General features: G+C 66.2%; 20 protein-coding genes and 2 pseudogenes. 10 read left to right on the top strand and 12 right to left on the bottom strand.

The features are described from left to right. Window positions 1–176 precede the first annotated feature (176 nt). The 3 genes and pseudogenes from AC0LPE_RS22700 to AC0LPE_RS22690 form a co-directional block, all read right to left on the bottom strand. Window positions 177–982: pseudogene (locus tag AC0LPE_RS22700) on the bottom strand (IS5 family transposase). Window positions 983–1130: 148 nt separating this feature from the next. After that, a complete protein-coding gene (locus tag AC0LPE_RS22695; protein ID WP_490605293.1) occupies window positions 1131–1601 on the bottom strand; it encodes a hypothetical protein in 471 nt (156 codons plus the stop codon). Between the two features lie 149 nt (window positions 1602–1750). Next, window positions 1751–1918 (bottom strand): hypothetical protein, encoded by a 168-nt coding sequence (locus AC0LPE_RS22690; RefSeq protein WP_165369297.1) that lies wholly within the window; start codon window positions 1916–1918, stop codon window positions 1751–1753. Between the two features lie 37 nt (window positions 1919–1955). Between AC0LPE_RS22690 and AC0LPE_RS22685 the strand changes: the two genes are divergently transcribed. Then, a complete protein-coding gene (locus tag AC0LPE_RS22685) occupies window positions 1956–2213 on the top strand; it encodes a hypothetical protein (protein ID WP_490605292.1) in 258 nt (85 codons plus the stop codon). A gap of 850 nt (window positions 2214–3063) precedes the next feature. Here the strand turns inward: AC0LPE_RS22685 and AC0LPE_RS22680 are convergent. The 4 genes from AC0LPE_RS22680 to AC0LPE_RS22665 all read right to left on the bottom strand — a co-directional run bounded on the left by AC0LPE_RS22680 (window position 3064) and on the right by AC0LPE_RS22665 (window position 7913). After that, the gene (locus tag AC0LPE_RS22680) at window positions 3064–4041 is read right to left on the bottom strand and encodes a hypothetical protein (protein ID WP_490605291.1); all 978 of its coding nucleotides are present in this window, start codon (window positions 4039–4041) and stop codon (window positions 3064–3066) included. After that, window positions 4038–5027: a hypothetical protein gene (locus AC0LPE_RS22675; RefSeq protein WP_490605290.1), complete on the bottom strand. Its 990-nt coding sequence runs from the start codon at window positions 5025–5027 to the stop codon at window positions 4038–4040. The genes AC0LPE_RS22680 and AC0LPE_RS22675 overlap by 4 nt, the downstream gene beginning before the upstream one ends. 219 nt (window positions 5028–5246) lie before the next feature. Then, window positions 5247–5690 carry a hypothetical protein gene (locus tag AC0LPE_RS22670; protein ID WP_490605289.1) on the bottom strand — a complete coding sequence of 148 codons (444 nt, stop codon included), beginning with the start codon at window positions 5688–5690 and terminating at the stop codon, window positions 5247–5249. Window positions 5691–6341: 651 nt separating this feature from the next. Beyond that, entirely contained in the window at window positions 6342–7913 is a 1572-nt protein-coding gene (locus AC0LPE_RS22665; protein ID WP_490605288.1) for an FMN-binding glutamate synthase family protein, read from the bottom strand. Window positions 7914–8026: 113 nt separating this feature from the next. Here AC0LPE_RS22665 and AC0LPE_RS22660 point away from each other — a divergent pair. Continuing rightward, window positions 8027–10398, top strand: a pseudogene (locus AC0LPE_RS22660) (FdhF/YdeP family oxidoreductase). A gap of 7 nt (window positions 10399–10405) precedes the next feature. Here AC0LPE_RS22660 and AC0LPE_RS22655 read toward each other — a convergent pair. Continuing rightward, a complete protein-coding gene (locus AC0LPE_RS22655; protein WP_037190394.1) occupies window positions 10406–11404 on the bottom strand; it encodes an MBL fold metallo-hydrolase in 999 nt (332 codons plus the stop codon). A gap of 98 nt (window positions 11405–11502) precedes the next feature. On the opposite strand from AC0LPE_RS22655, the gene AC0LPE_RS22650 reads away from it, so the two are divergent. After that, on the top strand, window positions 11503–11982 hold the full coding sequence (locus AC0LPE_RS22650; protein ID WP_016692578.1) for a TspO/MBR family protein: 480 nt from the start codon (window positions 11503–11505) through the stop codon (window positions 11980–11982). Between the two features lie 120 nt (window positions 11983–12102). Here the strand turns inward: AC0LPE_RS22650 and AC0LPE_RS22645 are convergent, their stop codons facing one another. Then, entirely contained in the window at window positions 12103–12240 is a 138-nt protein-coding gene (locus AC0LPE_RS22645; protein WP_490605287.1) for a hypothetical protein, read from the bottom strand. On the opposite strand from AC0LPE_RS22645, the gene AC0LPE_RS22640 reads away from it, so the two are divergent. The 6 genes from AC0LPE_RS22640 to AC0LPE_RS22615 all read left to right on the top strand — a co-directional run bounded on the left by AC0LPE_RS22640 (window position 12175) and on the right by AC0LPE_RS22615 (window position 16428). Continuing rightward, complete coding sequence (locus AC0LPE_RS22640) at window positions 12175–12420, top strand: carotenoid oxygenase family protein (protein ID WP_490606392.1); 246 nt, start codon at window positions 12175–12177, stop codon at window positions 12418–12420. The genes AC0LPE_RS22645 and AC0LPE_RS22640 overlap by 66 nt on opposite strands. Next, window positions 12314–13498 (top strand): carotenoid oxygenase family protein, encoded by a 1185-nt coding sequence (locus tag AC0LPE_RS22635; protein WP_490605286.1) that lies wholly within the window; start codon window positions 12314–12316, stop codon window positions 13496–13498. Before AC0LPE_RS22640 ends, AC0LPE_RS22635 begins: the two co-directional genes overlap by 107 nt. Window positions 13499–13647: 149 nt before the next feature. Next, the gene (locus AC0LPE_RS22630; RefSeq protein ID WP_016692580.1) at window positions 13648–14058 is read left to right on the top strand and encodes a helix-turn-helix domain-containing protein; all 411 of its coding nucleotides are present in this window, start codon (window positions 13648–13650) and stop codon (window positions 14056–14058) included. 74 nt (window positions 14059–14132) lie between these two features. Then, window positions 14133–14735 carry a PIN domain-containing protein gene (locus AC0LPE_RS22625; protein WP_016692581.1) on the top strand — a complete coding sequence of 201 codons (603 nt, stop codon included), beginning with the start codon at window positions 14133–14135 and terminating at the stop codon, window positions 14733–14735. A gap of 75 nt (window positions 14736–14810) precedes the next feature. Continuing rightward, window positions 14811–14993 carry a hypothetical protein gene (locus AC0LPE_RS22620; protein ID WP_026061210.1) on the top strand — a complete coding sequence of 61 codons (183 nt, stop codon included), beginning with the start codon at window positions 14811–14813 and terminating at the stop codon, window positions 14991–14993. Window positions 14994–15081: 88 nt separating this feature from the next. After that, window positions 15082–16428: a phosphotransferase family protein gene (locus tag AC0LPE_RS22615; RefSeq protein WP_490605285.1), complete on the top strand. Its 1347-nt coding sequence runs from the start codon at window positions 15082–15084 to the stop codon at window positions 16426–16428. Between the two features lie 4 nt (window positions 16429–16432). Here AC0LPE_RS22615 and AC0LPE_RS22610 read toward each other — a convergent pair whose 3' ends face one another. From AC0LPE_RS22610 to AC0LPE_RS22600, 3 genes are read right to left on the bottom strand one after another with little or no spacing between them, the layout of a single operon-like run. Continuing rightward, a complete protein-coding gene (locus AC0LPE_RS22610; protein ID WP_088898099.1) occupies window positions 16433–18049 on the bottom strand; it encodes a solute symporter family protein in 1617 nt (538 codons plus the stop codon). Further along, complete coding sequence (locus AC0LPE_RS22605) at window positions 18046–18420, bottom strand: DUF485 domain-containing protein (protein ID WP_490605284.1); 375 nt, start codon at window positions 18418–18420, stop codon at window positions 18046–18048. Before AC0LPE_RS22605 ends, AC0LPE_RS22610 begins: the two co-directional genes overlap by 4 nt. Beyond that, a complete protein-coding gene (locus AC0LPE_RS22600) occupies window positions 18417–18914 on the bottom strand; it encodes a nuclear transport factor 2 family protein (RefSeq protein ID WP_059382645.1) in 498 nt (165 codons plus the stop codon). The genes AC0LPE_RS22605 and AC0LPE_RS22600 overlap by 4 nt, the downstream gene beginning before the upstream one ends. 125 nt (window positions 18915–19039) lie before the next feature. Between AC0LPE_RS22600 and AC0LPE_RS22595 the strand changes: the two genes are divergently transcribed. Further along, complete coding sequence (locus tag AC0LPE_RS22595) at window positions 19040–19639, top strand: TetR-type transcription factor C-terminal domain-containing protein (RefSeq protein WP_490605283.1); 600 nt, start codon at window positions 19040–19042, stop codon at window positions 19637–19639. Window positions 19640–19647 lie beyond the last annotated feature (8 nt).

Here is a 19647-nt window from a genome sequence, read left to right as displayed (position 1 = left end):
GGGTCGAGGACCATACTCGCCGACCGGATGTGCAGCGGCGAACCGTTCTTGTCAGGTTTCGAGCACCGTCAGTAACCAACACCAGCCGGCGAATTCACGGGCGATCGCGGTGTTGGCCACCGCGGGACGTTTGCGCCGGACGTCGAACCCGACCCACCCCCGACTTACTGACCGTTTCAGAATGACGTCCTCAGTCTCCTCAAGCAGATGATGCTGCAGGCGAGTTCGAGTAGTCCTTGGTGCAGATCGGCTCGTACCTCGGAGCGGACGCGCAGGCGTTTGAACTGGTGCAGCCAGGCGAAAGTGCGCTCGACCACCCAGCGGACCTTGCCCAGACCGGACCCGTGCGCGACGCCGCGGCGCGCGATCTTCGGCGTGATCCCGTGCCGGCGCAGCAGAGCGCGGTACTTGTCGTAGTCGTAGCCACGGTCGGCGAACAAGCGGCGTGGCCGGTGCCGGGGTCTGCCTCGCCGTCCGCGGATATGGGGGATCGCCTCGATCAGCGGCAGTAGCTGGGTGACGTCGTGCCGGTTCCGCCGGTCAGCGTCACCGCCAGGGGTGTACCGTGCCGGTCGACGAGCACGTGATGTTTGCTGCCCGGACGGCCCCGATCGACCGGTGATGGACCCGTGTGAGCCCCCCTTTGAGGGCTCGCACGTGCGAGCCGTCGACGGCGACGTCGTCCATGTCGAGTAGATGCGCGGCGCGAAGCTCGGTCAGGAGCAGTGCGTGCAGGCGCGGCCACACCCCGGCCTCGGTCCATTCCCGAAGTCTGCGCCAGCAGGTGATGCCGCGGCATCCGATCGTCTCGGCCGGAACATCACGCCAGCTCACATTGGTGCGCAGGACGAACAGGATGCCACCGAGCGCGACACGATCGTCGATGGGTGCGTCCCGGGAAGCGGGAACGGCGCGCAGGGCGGGGCGGCAGCAAGGGCGCTATCCGCTGCCACAGATCGTCAGGAACAAGATCATTAGGCATCGGAACATCGTGCCCAACACTGGTTGCCGAAGCCACTGCCACCCACATCGTTATTAATAGGGCGCCTCAGTTCGTCCTGTCACTGCTGCTCATAGAGCTTGATGTGCGTGTAGCGATCAACCACGTGGGCGAGAAGTAACCAGGTACTTCACTCGAGTCGCGGGAAATCGACCCAGCCCCCCTCGCCGCCGGGAGTATCGGAACGCGGGTACGGATAGGGAGCCGGACCCCGCGACGGTGCTCGAAACGGCGCCAATGTGTGGGTGACGGACCCGAGCGTCAACGTCAGCCGCTGTGGGGTGCTCGTCCATTCGCACAACACCAGTGGACCGAGGCGGTGCACCGGGACGGCGGTGCCGTCGGCGAGCTGAGCCGCTGCCGCTGTCGGTGTGTTCAGCGCCCCGATCACCAGCCACCATGTCGGGTCGGGGCTGTCTCCGGGCCAGACCTGCTGTTTGATCTCGTGCGGGAAACTCTCAGGATCGGTGGTGTACATGACGGAGACCGGCGACCAGTATTCGTTCTCAATTGTGGACGCGGGATCGATGCGCATCATGTCGTCCTCCCGCCATTGGATCGACAGGCCCGAACGCGGCAAGACCAGGGAGTAGAACTCCATGGGTACACCTCCGAAGTGTGATCAACGCGTGCCGTGGTGCACACGGTAGACGACGCTTCCCGAGCCTTCGCGCCCTTCGATCTTCTCCATACCCACTCGAAATACTCCGGCAGCAGGCCGTCATTCTGAAACGGTCACTTAGGACATTTTTAGTACCCCGTGAAGTCGAGATCCGCGAGAATTCTCTGCTGAGCGGCCGGGATCTGCGGCGGGAACGACTCGGTGGCCCCGTTGATGACGATCGTGGAGGTGCGCAACGGTCGTAGCTGCTTGACGACATTGCCGATCGCCAGGCCCGTGGCATCATCGCAGCCCACCCGCCCTTCTCACCGACGGCAGGGACAGCGCCTCTCTATGAAACGATCCGCGCCTGACAGCAACGCCCCGCACGAGGTGGACTTCCAGCACATCCCCACAGGGAGGTTCTTCGCCGAATGCACTGAACCGAGCCGTCAGAGTGCGGAGGAGTTCGCCCTCGCCAAACTCGTCAGTCTCGGTGAAGACCCCGACGTCGCTGCCCACGCGGTCGCCCTGGCCGGCTACACCGCCGCCGACGCCCGTACCTATGCTGTGCGGATCTATCCAACCCGCACGGCAATACCGCCGCAATGAACGGTCCCAAGGGGCCTGTGAGGTGGCGAAAATGACACGAAAAGTATTGTGGCAGAGACTATGCAGGCCGCGAAGCGACGACGTGTGCGCAGCCGTGGACACCTGATAGGTGAGATCCGGTCCCGTACAAGCCAAGAGTGCGTCGACGCTTACGCCAAGGGTGTGGGCGTCGTCGACTACCCGGTCTGAAACGGCAGATCTCCCGCTCGCCGCGCGCGGCAGTGAATTTTTCTGCTGTGGTCAGTGTTGGGTTACTCGGCGACTGCAGCATCGCCGTCCACTCCGGCTGGTAACCGGCGATGTGTCTGCGCTGGGCTGAAGGTCTCCGCCACCGCGCGCAGGGCGTACCCGACGACCCGAACCGGGCAAATTTCCTGCGGTGGACCGAGGTGCGGAACGGCTCCATGACCGCATCGACAAAGCGTTGAAGAGCTCTCGGTGCCGCCCGAATGCGGTGTGAGGCAGATGGGCACGGGCCATGCCGTCACAGACGTCCTGACGGCGAAGGCAGAAGAGAAGAAGGATCGGGTGCGTTCGGTCGCCTCTCGGCGGAGGCGCAGCACGGCTCCAGCCGAACGGAACTCCGCGAAGGCAAAGGGTTGAGCCCGGGGGACACGACGACGCACCCGATCGGGCCAGTACAACGCGACCGTGCCTCAGACTATTCCCGCCGGGATTTGTACCGGTCCTGACCGCGTGAGCTGCACCAGTGGCGGGACCCAGGACTTCATGAAACCACATCCACCTGATGCGTGCAGTGCGTGCGATGCGTGCACGCATCGCGAGCCACGCATGCCTATGTCGCGGAAAGTGCGAGGCCGGAGATCCCCTCGAATGATGAACGCCGTGGTCACGGCCCCAGGTCGGGGCCAGCGTGGGGACTGTGGTCGGGTGGCTCCGGCTGGGCCGGGGTCGTACTACCGCCGGGTGTACCGGGCTTCGAGCGTGGTGGGTGACCGGACACGGCGGCGCGCAGAGCCGACAGCAACGCCTCCTGTCCGCTGGGATCACGAGCGATCTGCTGCGCGGTGCCGGTGTCGCTTGGCGGTCGGGCCGTGTGGGGGTCGAGCACGTAGCGGCGAATGAGACCGGACAGACGCGCCGGGGCGATGGTCAGCCCGTCGATGCGCTGGCCGCGGTCGAGCATGGCGACCAGCTCGTGCAGAGCCCGGGCTGCGTCCTTGCGGGCACCGGTACGGGCGGTGTGCAGCTTCCAATCGGGAAACCGGTCTCGGTGTGCATGGGTGATCGACAACAGGGTGCACAGGTCGGCGACATCCTTGGCGGCGAGGCGGCTGCGCCAGGCGAGCGCCTTGAGCACCACCGCCTGCTCGACGCCGGGCACCGGCACCCCGAAACGCACGGTCTCGCCGGTTGTCAGGCGTGCCCGCACCCGAACCCGTAGAGGGTCGGAGGCAAGCGCGAGAGTCAGGCCGGGGATGGCGTCGAAGCCGCGCCCGGCGTACTCGATGCGTTCGAGCCGGCGACCACCGGTGCCGGGAACCAGCAGATCCACGGACAGGGGAGTGTCGTCGCCGGAGGGTGCCTCGTAGTGGTTGCCGGTCACCAGCCGATAGCCGCGGGCGAGCAGCGCGGTGTGGAAGGTGGCGTCGGCTGCGGCGACAGGGTCCATGCCGGCATCGGCGTCGGCGGTGACCCGGGCAGCGGTGTCGGTGGGGTAGAGGCGACCGAGCAGGTGCACCATGTGCCCGCCGACGACCCGATAGTTGGCCCCGGCCGCAGCGGCGGCGAGATCGGCCAACGCCCGCAGGCCGCGGTCGGCGGCATTCGACGCGGCGAGGATCTCCACCTCGGCCATATCAGTCACAGAGCAGCCTTCTGACGGATCGTGGCGAACACATGATCGGCGGCTTCGGCGGCATCAGCGCCACCGGTGCGCAGCACATCGCCCGCAGTGATCAGCGGATCGGCCAACAGCACTGGCTCGCTGATCTCCGCGGTGCGCCACAGGGTCGGATCGGCCGGAACCTGCACGGCCATGGTGTGTTCGGCCTCGGTGGCGGGACTGAAGCCCGCGGCGCTCAGGTCGACGAACCGATCGGTGTAGAGCAGCGCCCGGGTCGGCAGCCGCCATGGGGCGTACACATCGGCCGCGGCATCGCCGCTGACCAACACTGCCACATCCTGCCGGGCGCAGAAGTCAACAACGGCGGTGGCCTGTGCAATCACCGGATCCAGGCCGTACCAGTAGGTCATGGCGCCACCGGGACCGGGATAGCCGGCCAGATAGTCCGCGAGCAACTCCTCGGGGGATGCGGCGAACCAGCCGTGCTCGGTGCGCCGCACCGCCTGTAGCTGTTTGAGGGCGAGTGAGACTGCCTGCTGGGAGACCTCCAGTGTCTCGGCGAGCCGGTGTTGGGTTTGCGCCCTATCCGAGAGCAGCAGGACCCGGGCCAGAGCCCAGCGCACCCAGGGTTTACGGCCCCGGGCAGCAGATGCGGCAGGGGATGTAGGGGTTGCGTTTTCGGTCACGTCGTAGCGCGCGCCGGCGAATACGAGTAGGTCTTCGTCCACGGCGATGAGATCGATTTCGCCGTTTGTCGCGAGAGTGCGCAGATGCGCCGTGGCGTGTGGGGTTACCACGAGCACGCGCCGGGCTGGGCCCGGTTCGGCGAGCAGCCGGGCGAGGACCGTGGGGGTGGGTGGCCGCCGGGATATGCGCACCCGGGTCGGCAATTCCCGGCCGTCGGGCAGAGTCAGGTCCCAGGCGTCGAGGGAACCGGAGACAAGGCGGATGCCGGCACGACGCAGCAGCGCGATCGCGCCGGAGAGAAGCTGTGATGTTTCGGCCATGCTCGTCCCCTCGACGTGTACAAGCTTAGATGAGAAATCCTACTTTATCTTGTATTAGCTGCTAGAGCGTATAAGGATGTCGAAGTTCGCCCGGTCGCTGGGTCGACTGGAGGCACGAGCGGGCACCGAACGGTGGAGCGGCTCGGCGCCGGCGTGCCTAACGTGACAGTGTCCGGTTCTGGTCCACCCTTCCGTGACGATCCAGCGGCGAGGCCGATATCACCGGTTGTCGGGGCGAGACGGTCGCCGGGTCCCGATCCAGTGAATACCGTCGGGGCCAGGCGAATACGGGTGCGGCAGGTAGCTGGGACAGAACTCGCCGGTGTGCCAGGCGCTCGCGACTGTCTCCGGATCGTCGGGTGCGAAACCTGCTCGGACTGTGGGCAGGTGTTCGCGCCAACCGACCACGCCGGAGTCATCGCGACCCCATACCCGCACCACCAACGTCATGACCGAATCCGCCCAGCTCAGCCGTTCGATCTCGTACACCCCAGTGTCCCAGGGTCGTGCCGACAGATGTCTGGTCAGCGCGGACAAAAAGCGCATATCCCAGTCCGCTTGTTCGAAGTCACCGTGCCGGACGGTCGGCAGTTCCTCACCGACGTCGCTGGTGCTGTAGTACTCGTGGCGACCGTTGTTTCCGGTGCCTCGGTTCCGGTCCATGGCCGAAGTCTGCCAGGCGGAATTGCCAGGATCCCTACCCTGAGTCGCAGTGTCGCACCATCACACACAGTGGTCCAGAACCCGGTTTCCGACCCCACAGAGGATCCCCGGTATCAACTCGCACGTGCCAGCGGGCTTGACGGCCTCTCGACGTGGCGTCCTTCGGAGCGCAGGATGGCGCTGATTGGCGGGGTCACCCTTGCGCAGTTCCGCCACTGCGATGAATCATGGATAACCCCGATTATCCATCAAATGTGGAAGCGGCGACGGCGGCCGGTGGGCCGTAGAAACACTCCGGGGACGTAATGCCTCCGCGGTGCCCAACGCACTGTCGGACATAGAGGTGTCTCATGTGCGCGGTCGCCACCGGCAGCATGACGTTGCTGCAACGGACACGGCATTCGCGTGTCGCTGCGACTCGATGGCGACCTATACGCAGTGATCGGACCAGTGGCTGGAACCGCCGTCGGTGACGGCTTCGCGGAGTCCCGCCCGAGACTGGGGTCGGATCGACTTTCCGGATACGCCGCGCCCGGTATCGACGATCGGGGCAGGCGGATCGGTCATCACATGCAACGCCCGAAAGTAGCTAGTTAACATAACGAGGCATTATCGGCCGCATCGCTTTGTCGATCTTTTGACCACAGGTGATTACGAGGTCGCCGTCGACTCCTCCGTCCCACCCGGTGTCGTCACCGCTTCCGCGGTCATCAGACGCGTGATCTCCTCCCGGTCCGCCTGCGACGGCAGTCCCCACCCGTCTCGGTAGCCGTACAGCTCCCGCAGGGTGACGGCGCATCGATTGCCGTCGGCGATCTCGATGTCGTCGACGGTGATCAGGCCGGGGTGTGCCACTCCGGTTGCCTGCGCGATCTTGAAGACGTCGCGTCGGAGGGCTTCGATGTAGTCGGCGACGCGGTCGGCCTTGGAGGGGACGTCGAGTCCTCGGGTGAGCCAGCGGTTCTGGGTGGCCACGCCGGTGGGGCAGCGGTCGGTGTGGCATTTCTGTGCCTGGATGCATCCGATCGAGAACATCGGTTCGCGGGCGACGTTGACCATGTCGCATCCGAGCGCCATCGCCACCACCGCGTTGTCGGGCAGGCCGAGTTTGCCGGCACCGATGAAGGTGACGTCGTCGGTCAAGCCGGCTTCGGCGAATGTCGCGTAGACCCGCGCGAAGCCGCTGCGGAACGGAAGCGATACGGCGTCGGCGAACACCAATGGTGCAGCGCCGGTTCCGCCTTCGCCACCGTCGATGGTGACGAAGTCGACGCCGCGGTCGGTCTCGCTCATCCGCCGGGTGAGTTCGTCCCAGAAGGTGGTGTCGCCGACGGCGGACTTGATGCCGACGGGGAGCCCCGTCTCGGCGGCGAGCAGTTCGACCCAGTCGAGCAGGCTGTCGATGTCGTGGAACTCCGTGTGCCGGGAGGGGCTCACGCAGTCCTTGCCGACGGGGATTCCACGGACCTCGGCGATCTCCGGGGTGACCTTGGCTCCGGGGAGCAGTCCGCCCAGTCCGGGCTTGGCGCCCTGACTGAGCTTGATCTCCAGAGCACGGACGGGCGCCGAGTCGACGACCCGCTTCAGCCGTGCGAGGTCGAAGTGGCCGTCCTCGTCACGGCACCCGAAGTAGCCGGTGCCGATCTGGAAGATCAATTCTCCGCCGTTGCGGTGGTAGTTCGTCAGGCCACCTTCGCCGGTGTTCTGCAGACACCCGGCTGCGCCGGCACCCCGGTTGAGTGCCTCCACGGCGGCACCGGACAGCGAGCCGAAGCTCATCGCGGAGATGTTGACGAACGACCCGGGGCGGAAGGCGCGGGCGCGCCCCCGGGCACCACCGAGGATCTTCGCGGACGGAATGGAGACCTTCTCGCCACCGTGAGGCGCCGCCGACGGCGGCAGGTCCGAGAACGTCCGGTGCTTGATGATCGTGTACCCGTCGGTGTACTCGATGTCGTTGTCGCTGCCGAAACCGAAGGTGTTCGTGACGTTCTTCGACGACGCGTAGATCCACCTGCGCTGGTCGCGGTTGAACGGCCGCTCCTCGTCGTTGTTCGTCGTGATGTACTGCCGCAGTTCGGGTCCCAGCGACTCCAGGACGTAACGCGCATGCCCGAGAACCGGGAAGTTCCGCAGCAGCGAATGTCGTTTCTGCACAAGATCGTAGGCACCGACAGCGGCCGCCGCAGCGGCCGGGATACCGAGCGTTTTCGACCATCCCATTCTCCGAGGGTACGTCCGATCAACCGCCCCGGAGCGGGAACCGAGCGGGGTTTCGAGGGGCGGACACCATGGGTACCCGCCGTGCAGAGCTGTGCGTGGTGAGAGGTGAGCGAATGCAAAAGAGCGACCTGCAGTCCGACTACGACGAGGCCGACCTCGAGATCGGAGACCGCAAGAAGGCTGCCGCCGGCGTCACCGGCGTCGCCGTGGCGATGAAACGATCCCTCGAACAGATGGGACTGGTGCGTTCGGCCGAGACACTGCTCGAACTGAACCAGGCCGAAGGGTTCGACTGCCCGAGCTGTGCGTGGCCCGACCCGGACCCCGGGCATCGCAAGATCGCCGAGTTCTGCGAGAACGGTGCCAAGGCCGTCGCCGAGGAGGGCACCAAGCGACGCGCCGACCCCGAATTCTTCGCCAGGTACAGCATCGACGAGCTCGCCGCACACAGCGAACTGTGGCTCGGCAAGCAGGGCCGCATCACGCACCCGATGGTCAAGAGGCCCGGCGCCACGCACTACACCCCGATCGAGTGGGACGAGGCCTTCGACCTCATCGGTGAGCAGCTGAAGTCGCTGGACAGCCCTGATCAGGCCACCTTCTACACCTCCGGGCGTGCGTCGAACGAAGCGGCCTTCGTGTACGAGCTGTTCGCGCGGGCGTTCGGGACCAACAACCTGCCCGACTGCTCCAACATGTGCCATGAGTCCACGAGCATCGCGCTGCAGGAATCGATCGGCATCGGCAAGGCCAGCGTGACGCTCGACGACGTGCACAACGCCGAGCTCATCATCCTGCAGGGCCAGAACCCCGGCACGAACCACCCGCGCATGCTCACCGCACTCGAAGAGGCCAAGCAGAACGGTGCGAAGATCCTGACGATCAACCCGCTGCGCGAGGCGGGTCTGGTGAACTTCCGTAATCCGCAGACGCCGCGCGGCGTGCTCGGACGGGGAACGGACCTGTCCGACCTGCATCTGTCGATCAAGGTCAACGGAGATCTGGCACTGCTGCAGGCGTTCGGGTCGCTGCTCGTCGAATGGGACGCGCTCGATCACGACTTCGTGCAGCAGTACACGCGGGGATTCGACGACTGGGTCGAACACGTCCGGGACATCGATTGGGACGAGGTGGTCGCCGCGACCGGCCTGTCGCGCCAGCAGATCACCGAGGCTGCCCAGATGCTGCGCCGCTCGAAGGCGACGGTGTTCTGCTGGGCCATGGGAATCACCCAGCACCGCAACGCCGTGGCGACCATCAAGGAGATCTGCAATCTCGCGTTCGCGCAGGGCAACATCGGCAAGCGCGGTGCCGGGCTCATGCCGGTGCGCGGACACTCGAACGTCCAGGGCGACCGCACGATGGGGATCTGGGAACGCGCGCCGCAGAGTTTCCTCGACGCTATCGAGAAGGAGTTCGGTTTCGATCCTCCTCGCGAGAACGGCTACGACACCGTCGATTCGATCAAGGCGATGCGCGACGGCAAGGTGCGTTTCTTCCTCGGCCTCGGCGGCAACTTCGTGCAGGCGGCGCCGGACACCGGCGTCACAGCCGAGGCGATGGCCGGAATCGACATGACCGTGCACATCTCGACGAAGCCCAATCGTTCCCATCTGGTCTGCGGCAGAACCGCATTGATCCTTCCGACGCTCGGGCGCACAGACAAGGACGTCCAGACCTCGGGGCCACAGTTCGTGTCGGTCGAGGACACGACGTGCGCGGTCCACGCGTCCCGGGGACCGTTGAAGCCACCCTCCGAGCACCTTCGTTCGGAGGTCGCGATCATCACCGGCATCGCCGAGGCCACGCTCGGTGACCGTTACGGGATCGACTGGAAGGCGATGCGCGACGACTACGCGAACATCCGCTCGCGCATCTCTCGCGTCGTCCCGGGCTGTGAGGGCTACGAGGTCAACGTCCGGCGTCCGGGAGGGTTCATCCTGCCGCATCCGCCCCGCGACACCCGGACCTTCGATACCGATTCGGGTAAGGCAGAATTCGCCGTATCGCCGGTGGAAGTGGTTCAGGTTCCGCCGGGGCATCTGCTGTTGCAGACGATGCGCAGCCACGACCAGTTCAACACCACCATCTACGGCCTCAGCGACCGCTACCGCGGGATCGAGGGTGGCCGTCGTGTCGTGTTCATGCACCGGGACGACATCGCCGCACTGGGTTTCGACGACGGGGACTTCGTCGACCTGTTCACACGATGGGACGGCGACGACCGCGACCGTTGCGCCAAGAGGTTCCGGATCGTCGAGTACGACCTGCCACGAGGAAGCGCGGCCGCCTACTACCCGGAGACCAACCCTCTCTCGTCCCGCTCGATTCGACTGCACTGAAGAGCAACTGCCCCACCTACAAGTCGATCGTGATCTCCCTGGCTCCTGCCGGACGCGACGAGTGCCCGGACGCGCTCGGAACTGCGCCCGTGGGGTCGGACTGGTCGCACAAGACGACCCCGGAGCCGAAGCACCTGTCCTGACCGGCGGTCAGGCTGCCTCGAATGCTCCTTCGCGCAGCAGTGTTTCGGCCGCGATGAAGGCTGCGGCGCGACGTGTGATGGTGGGCGGCGCCGGTGGGTTGCCGTTCCACTGGTCGAACAGGGTGCTCAGGCTCAACGCGATGCGCTCCGGCGACTCCCAGTTGCGCCACGCATCGAAGTCTCTCGTGCGCACGAGTTTCCGTGCTGTCTCGAGCGGGGTGAGTCCGGCCCGGTGATGATCGTGGGCGGCGTCGCGCAGCCACAGCCAGTAGTCGCGTAGTGCTCGGATCTCCGCTGCACCACAGGTCGGCCCGTGCCCGGGTACGTACACCGCGGCGTCCCAGCCGAGCAATCGGTCGAGCGCCGACAACCAGTTGTCGAGCGGGCCGTGCCACAGGATCGGCGTCGACCCGATGAACAGCAGGTCGCCGGTGAAGACGACCCCGGCATCGGCCACGCGGACGACCAGGTCGCCGGCCGTGTGGCACGGCCCGAGTTGCTCGAGTTCGATCGTGCGACCACCGATGTCCAGTGAGGTGGCGGTCGCGAAGGTCGTGTCGGGCATCCGCGGGGTGCGGCGCGGGAAGCGGGCACCGCCGCGGACCCGCGCCATGTAGGCACCGGCCGCACCGACGGGGCCGGGGACGCGCCGGATCCTGGAGCCCGTGCCGGCCAGCACAGTGAGGGCGCGCGGTGGAAGATCCTCGCGCATCCCGTCCAGTGCGGCGGCGCTGGTGGTGATCCGCGCGTCGGGCGGCAGCGTGTCGTTGCCCCACCAGTGGTCACCGTCGCTGTGGGTGTTCACCGCGTCGGTGATCGGAGCATCGGCGACCAACGGTGCCTGGGCCTCGGCGATGCGCTGTGCCCATGCGACGTCCCATGCGGTGTCGACGACCAGCGACGCCGTTCCCGGAGCGACGACCAACCCGGTGTTGGCCTCACCCCAGCCGCCGGGCGTGCGCACGAACGCCCAAACCCCGTCGCCGACCTGCTGCAATCCACTCATGTCGACCTCCCCGCCCGCCACCCTACCGGGGTGTCCGTTTCGTGCTCCTTCGGCTCGGGTAGCCGACGATCAACCGTCATCCACAGGAGCCGACAGACATGAGACTCAGTACCGTCCTCGCGACCGCAGCTGCCACCACGACCACCGCGATCGTCGGATCGATCGCCTCCCAGGACACGAACTCCCGGTGGTACCGCAAGTTGCGCAAGCCCGGTTTCCAGCCTCCGGCCGCAGCGTTCCCGATCGTCTGGACGGCGCTGTACGCCGATATCGCTGTCACCTCGGCCGTCGCGATCGACGAGTACACCGACGCCGACGACTACGCGGGTCGTCGCAACTACATCGCGGCTCTGGCCACGAATCTCGTCCTCAACGCGTCGTGGTCGTGGGTGTTCTTCAAGTGGCATCGGTTGATGCCTGCCACTGTGGTCGCCGCCCTGCTCGCCGCCAGTACCGCGGATCTGACGCGCCGGACGGCCGAGGCGAATCCGACTGCGGGGGCTGCGCTGGCTCCGTACTCGGCGTGGACGGCGTTCGCCACGCTGCTGACCGGACGGATCACACAGCTCAATCGCTGATCCGCCGATGTCGCGGAGGGCAATGAGACAGTTCTTCGCAATCTGTCTCATCTGTGCGACCGTCGGTACATGACCGTTGCAACGGGGGCGTCGGAACAGCAAGCGTAGGAACTCGGGGCGTCACCGTGGGACTCCCAGCACCGGGAGTTCGACTACGACCTGGACGACATCGAGGGCGCGATTCCCGAGGGCCTGCGGGGCGCGCTCTACCGGATCGGGCCCGGCCGTCTCGACGTCGACGGTCATCCCCTGAGTCATATCTTCGACGGTGACGGCATGGTCTCCCACATCGAGATCGGGCCGGTGGGGGGTCCACTACCGGAATCGGTACGTGCGGACGAAGAGCTTCGCGAGGACGAACGAGACACGTCGTCCGGCAAAAGGATTCAGTACACAGAGGATCGGCGGTGCGCTCGCCAACGCGCTGAGGTTCCCTGAGAATCTCGCGAACACGAGTGTGTTGTTGCACGACGACGTGCTCTACGCCCTCTGGGAAGGGGGACGACCGCACCGGCTCGACGCCGAGACCCTGCAGACCTATGGGCCCGAATCCTTCGGTGGTGCGTTGAAGCGCGTCGGAGCGTTCTCCGCGCATCCGAAGACCGACCCCGCGACAGGTGAGGTGTTCAACTTCGGGCTCGACTTCTTCCCGCGACCGATGATCCGCTGCTATCGACTCGATCGCGGCCGTCGGCTGCACGGACTCGCGACCGTCCCGATTCCGAAGCTCGGATTCGTCCACGACTTCGCGCTGACCGAACGCCACCTGATGTTCGTACTCGGACCGTTGGTGGTCCGGAATCCGATCCCGGTTGCTCTGGGTCTGCGTCCCTTCGACGACGCGTTGTCCTATCGGCCGGAACTCGGCACCACCATCGTCCTGGTCCCGCGCGACGGCGGTAGGCCGACCACCGTCGAACACGATGCGCTGTTCCATTTCCACGTCACCAATGCCCACGAAGACGGGGACCGCACCGTCGTCGAACTCGTCGCACACGATCCCGCCAATGGCTGGGAAGGGTGGAACAGGCACCTACGCAACTATCGCGAGTCCGCCGGGCCGGCCTTCGGGGGCACCCTCACCCGGCTGTCGGTCGACCGGCGGACCCGCCGCGTCACCACCATCGAACTCGACGATCACGGATGTGAGTTCCCCCAGCTCGACCAGCGGTTCGCTACCACCGAGCATCGCTACAGCTACACGGCATCGGCATCGGTCCCGGGAGGCGATCCCGACTCGGTCACCACGATCGATCATCGCGCCGGAGCCGTGAGCCGATACACGGCCGCCGCCGGCGACACCGTCTGCGAACCGCTCTTCGCGCCGGGCGGCGACGCCGAGGGCGACGGCTGGTTGCTGACACTCGAGCACCGGCCCGCGCGCAGGACCAGCAGACTCGTCGTCCTGCGCGCCGATCGACCGGGCGACGGGCCGGTCGCGGCGGTGAACCTGCAGCACCACGTGCCGATGACCTTCCACGGAGCCTTCCGGCCGGGGTCCGGCCTCCGGCATTGATCTCTCGGCTGTGGCGGCTCGGACTGTCGAGAAGCCTCACAGCCTCTCTCCGTTCGGGCCTTCCAGGGGGCGGGTATCACCCCCTACAAATATGTTGCACTTATAAGTGAAAGTGGCTACGGTCGGAGTGGATGCAGGAGGTGTGAGCGATGGACGCAGTGATCGATCGCGGCGTGGGAAAGACGACACTGACGGTGACATCGGATCAGGTGTCGCAGGCCGGAGCGTTCAACCCTGCGGATCTGCTGTCGGTGGTTCCCGCCGAGCTGGCCGCAATCCTCACCGAAGTTGTGCAGATCGTCGCTGCGGGTGGCACGGTAACCATCGGTTCGATGCCGGATGAGCTGACCACTACATCAGCGGCGGATCTACTCGGCATCTCTCGCCCGACGCTGATGAAACTGATCCGCGAAGGGCAGATCCCAGGACACAAGGTCGGGACCCACACGCGACTCCATACTGCGGACGTCCTCGCTTACAGAGACCGGCTGCGCGAGCAACAAAGGGCCGCATTGCAGGATCTGCGCGACTTCGAGGAAGCCGAGGGACTGGATTACTGACAGTCGGAAGGCTCGTATGTGTATGTGGCGGTAGGGAGCCTATTGTCACACGCGTGAGTTCACGAGTGCCGAACGTGCTGCCGGACGCGAACGTACTGTATTCGCGGACTTTGAGGGACTGGCTCTGTCTGCTGGCCAACAGGTCCGGTCCGCCATTGTTCCACCTGCGTTGGACCGAGGACATTCTTGCGGAGTTGGTATATCACCTGCGCAAGAAGCACCCGCACTTCTCCGATCGTCAGATCGGGGGAGTGCGGGACAACATCGTCAGAGTGGCCGCACATGGCCGAATCAAGGGATACGAAATCGATCCGGGTCTGGCATATACAGACGAGTACGACGCGCACTTGCATGCCGCTGCCGAACATGGTGACGTCCAATATGTCATCACCAGCGACAATGGGTTTCACGACTTTGCGGTAGCTCATGACGAATTTCTCGGCTATGAGGTCTATACCCCGGACGACTTCCTGATGCTCGTCCACCGGGACGCAATCTCCACTGTCCGTGAAGCCCTGCTCGAACAGATCGCCTATCACCGCAGACTCGATCGACCGTTCAACCTGGTGGCTCGTCTCGAAGACGCACAGGCTCCCAACTTCGCCGCCGCGATCCGCAAAATGATGCAAGCACCGGCGGTGGCTCGAGCTCTCTCGTGTGTCCCCGAAGGTAGCTGAGACGACACGGCTGATTGTGATCGGTTCTCGCAGCCGCTACCGCAGAGCAAACCGGTGATGGGCGATGATGGAGCCATGTTGGAAACACCCGTCGTCATCGGTATCGGATCGATCTGCGTGGGGTTCGTCTTCTTCATGCTCGCCGCGACGGGCACGCGATCGCGCTGGGACAAGAAGATCACCATCACGCTCTTCGCGATCGCCATCGTCTTCATGACGATCATCCCGGTCATCGGGGCGGTGGGGTTCGCGGCCTGACACTCCGCGACGTCACGGTGGAAGTGCTCGCACACCGCCGATCCCCGTGGGAGTATCCACCGCAGGAAACCGAACAGGGGAGGTCGCGGTGGGTGGCGTCAGCGGTGAATTGAAAGACGAACTGACGAAGCGTCTTTCGTCGGTACTCGACGGTAGTTGGACGCTGCGGCGCATCGAACGGCTCACCGGCGGTGCGAGCCGCGAGACGTGGGCGATCACCGCGGTGGCGGCCACCGGCGACACCCGGGAACTCATCCTGCGCCGCGACCCGCCGGGACGCGAGGACGCACGCAGGATCGCTATGGAAGCGGCGTCCTTCGACGAGGCCGCCCGCGTCGGCGTGCCCGTGCCCGACGTCATCGACCGCAGCGGCGACGAACCGCACCCCGGGATCGGCGCCTACCTCGTGATGTCGAAGGTGCCCGGCGAGGCACTCCCGCAGAAGTTGCTGCGCGACGAGAATCTGGCCGAGGTCCGCGCCGCGCTGCCCTACGAACTCGGACGCATCCTCGCCCGGATCCACCGCATGGACATCGAGGCCGTACCGAACCTGCCGGAACACGACCCGCTGACCTCCCTGTTCGACGAGTACCTCACCAACGGCGAACCTGTGCCGACGCTCGAGGCCGCCTTCGCGTGGCTCACCCGCAACCGTCCACCGGCGACCGGGAAAGCGTTCGTACACGGCGACTTCCGCAACGGGAACCTCCTCGTCGACGCAGAGGGCGTGCGCGGGGTGCTCGACTGGGAACTGGCGCACGTCGGTGATCCGATGGAGGACCTCGGGTGGCTGTGCACCCGGACCTGGCGCTTCGGCTCGCCGCACCCGGTCGGCGGGTTCGGTTCCCGCGACGACCTGTTCCGCGGGTACGCCGACGAATCGGGTGAGAGTCCCGACCCCGAGGTCGTCCACTGGTGGGAGGTCTACGGCTCGCTGCGATGGGCGGTGATCTGCCGGATGCAGGCCGCCGCAGCAGCGACGGGTGGCGACAACACCCTCGAACTGCTCGCCATCGGCCGCCGCGTCGCCGAGTGCGAACACGACCTGCTGGATCTGCTGGGCGTTCCACCCCACGAGGAGACGGAGACTCCGCTCGCCGCCCCGCAGTTCCTCGGGGCACCGCCCGTCGAAGAGCTGCTCGACGCGGTGCGCGAGTTCGTCCTGGAGGTCGGGGCGGGCGCCGATGCGAAGACCCGCTACCGCAGCCGGGTCGCGGCGCACGTCCTCGGCATCGCCGCGCGGGAGGCCACCTTCGCCCCGGCGGTGCGGGAGACCTATCGGGTGCGGCTCGCCGGGCTCGGCTACCGCTCCGAAGCCGAACTCGCCCTCGGTGTGCGTGCAGGACGAGATCACCTCGACGACCCGCAGGTCGCCGAGGTGATCAGGGGGTTGGCCGCGAACCGGCTGAAGGTCGCGAACCCGAAATATCGCTGACGGATCAGTGCGTGGCGGCGACCTCCGCGCCGATGCCGGTCTCGGCGCGCACCAGCATCTCCGCGAACTTCTCGTCCTCGAGGCGGCCGCGTCCCCGGCGCTTCTCGCCGACGATCGACCCGATCACGCACGCGGCGATGCCGAGCGGCATGGTGACGATCACCGGGAGCTGGATGGTCAGGGGAGCGGGCCCGCTGCCCATCCACAGGGCCTCGGTGAACATCAGGCTCACGACCGTCGAGACGAGACCGGTGAGCACACCCCAGACCGCGCCGGTGGCGTTGAAGCGCCGCCAGTTCAGGCTCAACACGAGAGCGGGCAGATGTGCACTGCCGGCCACCATGAACGCCATGCCCATGAAGAAGGTGATGTTGGTGTCGTCACCGATGAGCATGGCCAGACCGATGGCGAGGACGCTGAAGGACACTGCTCCGTACCGCGCGATGCGGGCCTGGGCCTCGTCCTCGCGGGCCTGCTCGTCCGCGTCGAGATTCTCGATCGGTTCCTTCCGCGTGACCGCCGGCCACACGTCGCGGGCGAAGGTGCCGGCCGCGGAGATCACGACACCGGCGACCACTGCGACGATGGACGCGAAGGCGACCGCGGCGACGAGTGCGAGCGCGACGGACCCACCGATCGTGCCGGCGCCGCCACCGAGTTCGGTGACGAGCACGGGTGCTGCGAGGTTGCCACCGGGCCCGACGAGGTCGGTGCCGTTCGGTCCGAGCACGGCCGCGGCGCCGAAGCCCATCACGATGACGATCAGGTAGAACAGGCTGCACAGCGCGACGGTCCAGCCGAGCGAGCGCCGGGCGGTCGTGGCCTCGGGGACGGTGAAGAACCGGATGAGGATGTGCGCCATCCCGGCGGTGCCCAGGGCGAACGCGAGCGCGTAGGAGATGAGGTTGATCGCGCTGGTCTGGCCGAAGATCAGGCCGGGGGACAGGATCGCGTCGCCCGCGACGGCGTTGTCGGTCGCGGCGTCGAGGACCTTCGGGAACGCGAAGCCGAACTGCGCGAGGATGCCGAAGCACACGATGATCGCGAGCACCGACAGGATCGTCGACTTGATGACCTGCACCCAGGTGGTGGCGAGCATACCGCCCACGAAGACGTAGATGCCCATGAGCGATCCGGCGACCACCACCGACAGCCAGAACGGGATGCCCGAGACGGATTCGAGGAGCACACCTGCCGCGACGAGCTGGGCGAGCAGCACGAAGGTGCCGGTGGCGATCGTGCTCAGCGCGACCGCGACCCGCACGTTCCGCGAGTCGGTGCGGAAGACGAGGACGTCGGCGAGGGTGTACTTGCCGAGATTGCGCATCTTCTCCGCGAGGAGGAACAACACCGGCAGGAACGAGATGACGGACGTGAACAGGATGACGGTGCCGTCGACGCCCTTGGAGAAGATCAGGCCGGTGGTGCCGAGGAAGCTGCCGGCGGAGATGAATTCGCCTGCGATGGCGAATCCGTTCTGCCAGCTCGAGATCGAGCGACCTGCGGCGAAGAATCCGTCGGCGCTCTTCGCGCGCCGGGATGCAGCGAAGGTCACCCACAGGGTCAGGGAGATGACGGCGCTGCAGATCGCGATGGCGAGATAATCGGCGTCACCGGTCATGATGCGACCTTCTCGGATGCGGGACGGTTCCGTTCGACGGCTGCGACGGCGTCGTCGACGGCGGGGCCGATGTAGGTGCGGGAGAGACGGAAGTATGCCCAGACCAGCACCCAGGTTCCGGCGAACTGGGAGAACACCACCCACAGCGACAGCGGGATGCCGAGGACGTCGGTGGCGCCGAGCTGGTCGGGGAATCCGATGAAGGCGACGAGGAAGGACGTGAACAGCGCGACGGTGATGCCACCGAGCGTGTTGGTCACCCGGGCGCGTCGGCGACGCAGTTCCGCGATCTCGGGAAGGTGGAGCATCCGCGTCCAGACGAGTTCGTCCGTCGAGGACGCGGGGACGGCGTTGTTCACGGTGTCGGTCATGCTCGCACCGCCGCGCCACGGGCGCTGTCGAGCGCGAAGAGGTTCTCGTCCCAGCCGGCCTCGAGCGGGCCGAAGAAGTGGAAGCGGACCTGCTTGACCTCGTAGAGCCAGCGGCCGTCGATTTTGACTACCCGGTCGTTGTAGCGACCGGCCGCGATCGCGGGCGCACCGTCGGTGACGCAGGGCTGCCACAGGAACGAGCGCACCGTGGCACGGTCACCGTCGAGGTCGATCTCGAGGTTCGTGATGAAGTGCCAGAAGGAGGTCAGCCCGCCGTCGGCGAGTCCCGCGAAGAAGGTGCGCATCTCCTCCTTCCCGCGCGGGTGGGACAGGCCGTCGAACTCGCCGTCGTCGGTGAACAGGTCCATGAGCGCGTCCCAGTTGCCGTCGTCGAGGTGGCGGCAGTACTGCGCGTCGAGCTTCCGGATCGCCTCGAGGTCTTCGAGGCGGGTGATGCGGTCGAGCAGGGACGACTCGGGGTGGGGACTGGACACAGCAGATCCTCCGTTGTGAGGGTTATTAACAACCGTTCATGTGATGCGGACCATAACAACGGTGCACATCCCCGTCAACGGGAAGGTTCTTGCTGGTCGGCGCGATCTGCGCTTACTGTGCAGGGATGAACAGTCGGTCGAACGGTGCGTCCTCGTCCATTCGGGAACGGATTCTCGAGACCGCGCTCGACGAGTTCTACGAGTGCGGATTCCACGGGGCGACGATGCGCAATATCGCCAACGCCGCAGGTTGTAGCGCTGCCAACGTCTACAACCATTTCGAGAACAAGTCGGAACTGCTCGTGGAAATTCTCCGCCGCGCGAGCGACGAGCAGTTCACGGCGACCCGCAACGCCCTGCGCAAGGTCGGCGACGATCCGGCCGAGCGGTGGCGCGCGGCGGTCTCGGCCCACGCGCTGTACACCGCGCGGAATCCGCGAGCGTGTCTGGTGGCGAATTCGGAGCTGCGGTATCTCGGTCCGCTCGACCGCAAGCGTGTGGTGGGCTCGCGCGACGCGCAGGAGCAGCTCTTCGTCGACATCGCGGAAGACGGTGTGGAGCAAGGGATTTTCACGCTCGAGCGGGTACACCAGGGGGTCACCGCGGTGCTGACCATGTGCGCCGGCATCCCCCTCTGGTTCCGGGAGAGCGGCCCCCTCTCGGCGCAGGAGGTCGCCGACGATTTCGCCGGATACGCGCTCAATCTGGTCGGATATTCGCGCTGAACCGTTGA

The organism is Rhodococcus sp. S3 (assembly GCF_058211795.1).
This window is presented reverse-complemented; position numbering and strand designations above follow the sequence as displayed.

What these genes read in the sequence shown, in the direction of transcription:
- AC0LPE_RS22695 (WP_490605293.1), bottom strand. Translation starts at nt 1,601, where the DNA reads ATGGAGTTCTACTCCCTGGTCTTGCCGCGTTCGGGCCTGTCGATCCAA.
- AC0LPE_RS22685 (WP_490605292.1), top strand. Translation starts at nt 1,956, where the DNA reads ATGAAACGATCCGCGCCTGACAGCAACGCCCCGCACGAGGTGGACTTC.
- AC0LPE_RS22675 (WP_490605290.1), bottom strand. Translation starts at nt 5,027, where the DNA reads ATGGCCGAAACATCACAGCTTCTCTCCGGCGCGATCGCGCTGCTGCGT.
- AC0LPE_RS22670 (WP_490605289.1), bottom strand. Translation starts at nt 5,690, where the DNA reads ATGGACCGGAACCGAGGCACCGGAAACAACGGTCGCCACGAGTACTAC.
- AC0LPE_RS22665 (WP_490605288.1), bottom strand. Translation starts at nt 7,913, where the DNA reads ATGGGATGGTCGAAAACGCTCGGTATCCCGGCCGCTGCGGCGGCCGCT.
- AC0LPE_RS22655 (WP_037190394.1), bottom strand. Translation starts at nt 11,404, where the DNA reads ATGAGTGGATTGCAGCAGGTCGGCGACGGGGTTTGGGCGTTCGTGCGC.
- AC0LPE_RS22650 (WP_016692578.1), top strand. Translation starts at nt 11,503, where the DNA reads ATGAGACTCAGTACCGTCCTCGCGACCGCAGCTGCCACCACGACCACC.
- AC0LPE_RS22645 (WP_490605287.1), bottom strand. Translation starts at nt 12,240, where the DNA reads ATGACTCAGGGGATGACCGTCGACGTCGAGACGGCCGGGCCCGATCCG.
- AC0LPE_RS22630 (WP_016692580.1), top strand. Translation starts at nt 13,648, where the DNA reads ATGGACGCAGTGATCGATCGCGGCGTGGGAAAGACGACACTGACGGTG.
- AC0LPE_RS22620 (WP_026061210.1), top strand. Translation starts at nt 14,811, where the DNA reads ATGTTGGAAACACCCGTCGTCATCGGTATCGGATCGATCTGCGTGGGG.
- AC0LPE_RS22610 (WP_088898099.1), bottom strand. Translation starts at nt 18,049, where the DNA reads ATGACCGGTGACGCCGATTATCTCGCCATCGCGATCTGCAGCGCCGTC.
- AC0LPE_RS22605 (WP_490605284.1), bottom strand. Translation starts at nt 18,420, where the DNA reads ATGACCGACACCGTGAACAACGCCGTCCCCGCGTCCTCGACGGACGAA.
- AC0LPE_RS22595 (WP_490605283.1), top strand. Translation starts at nt 19,040, where the DNA reads ATGAACAGTCGGTCGAACGGTGCGTCCTCGTCCATTCGGGAACGGATT.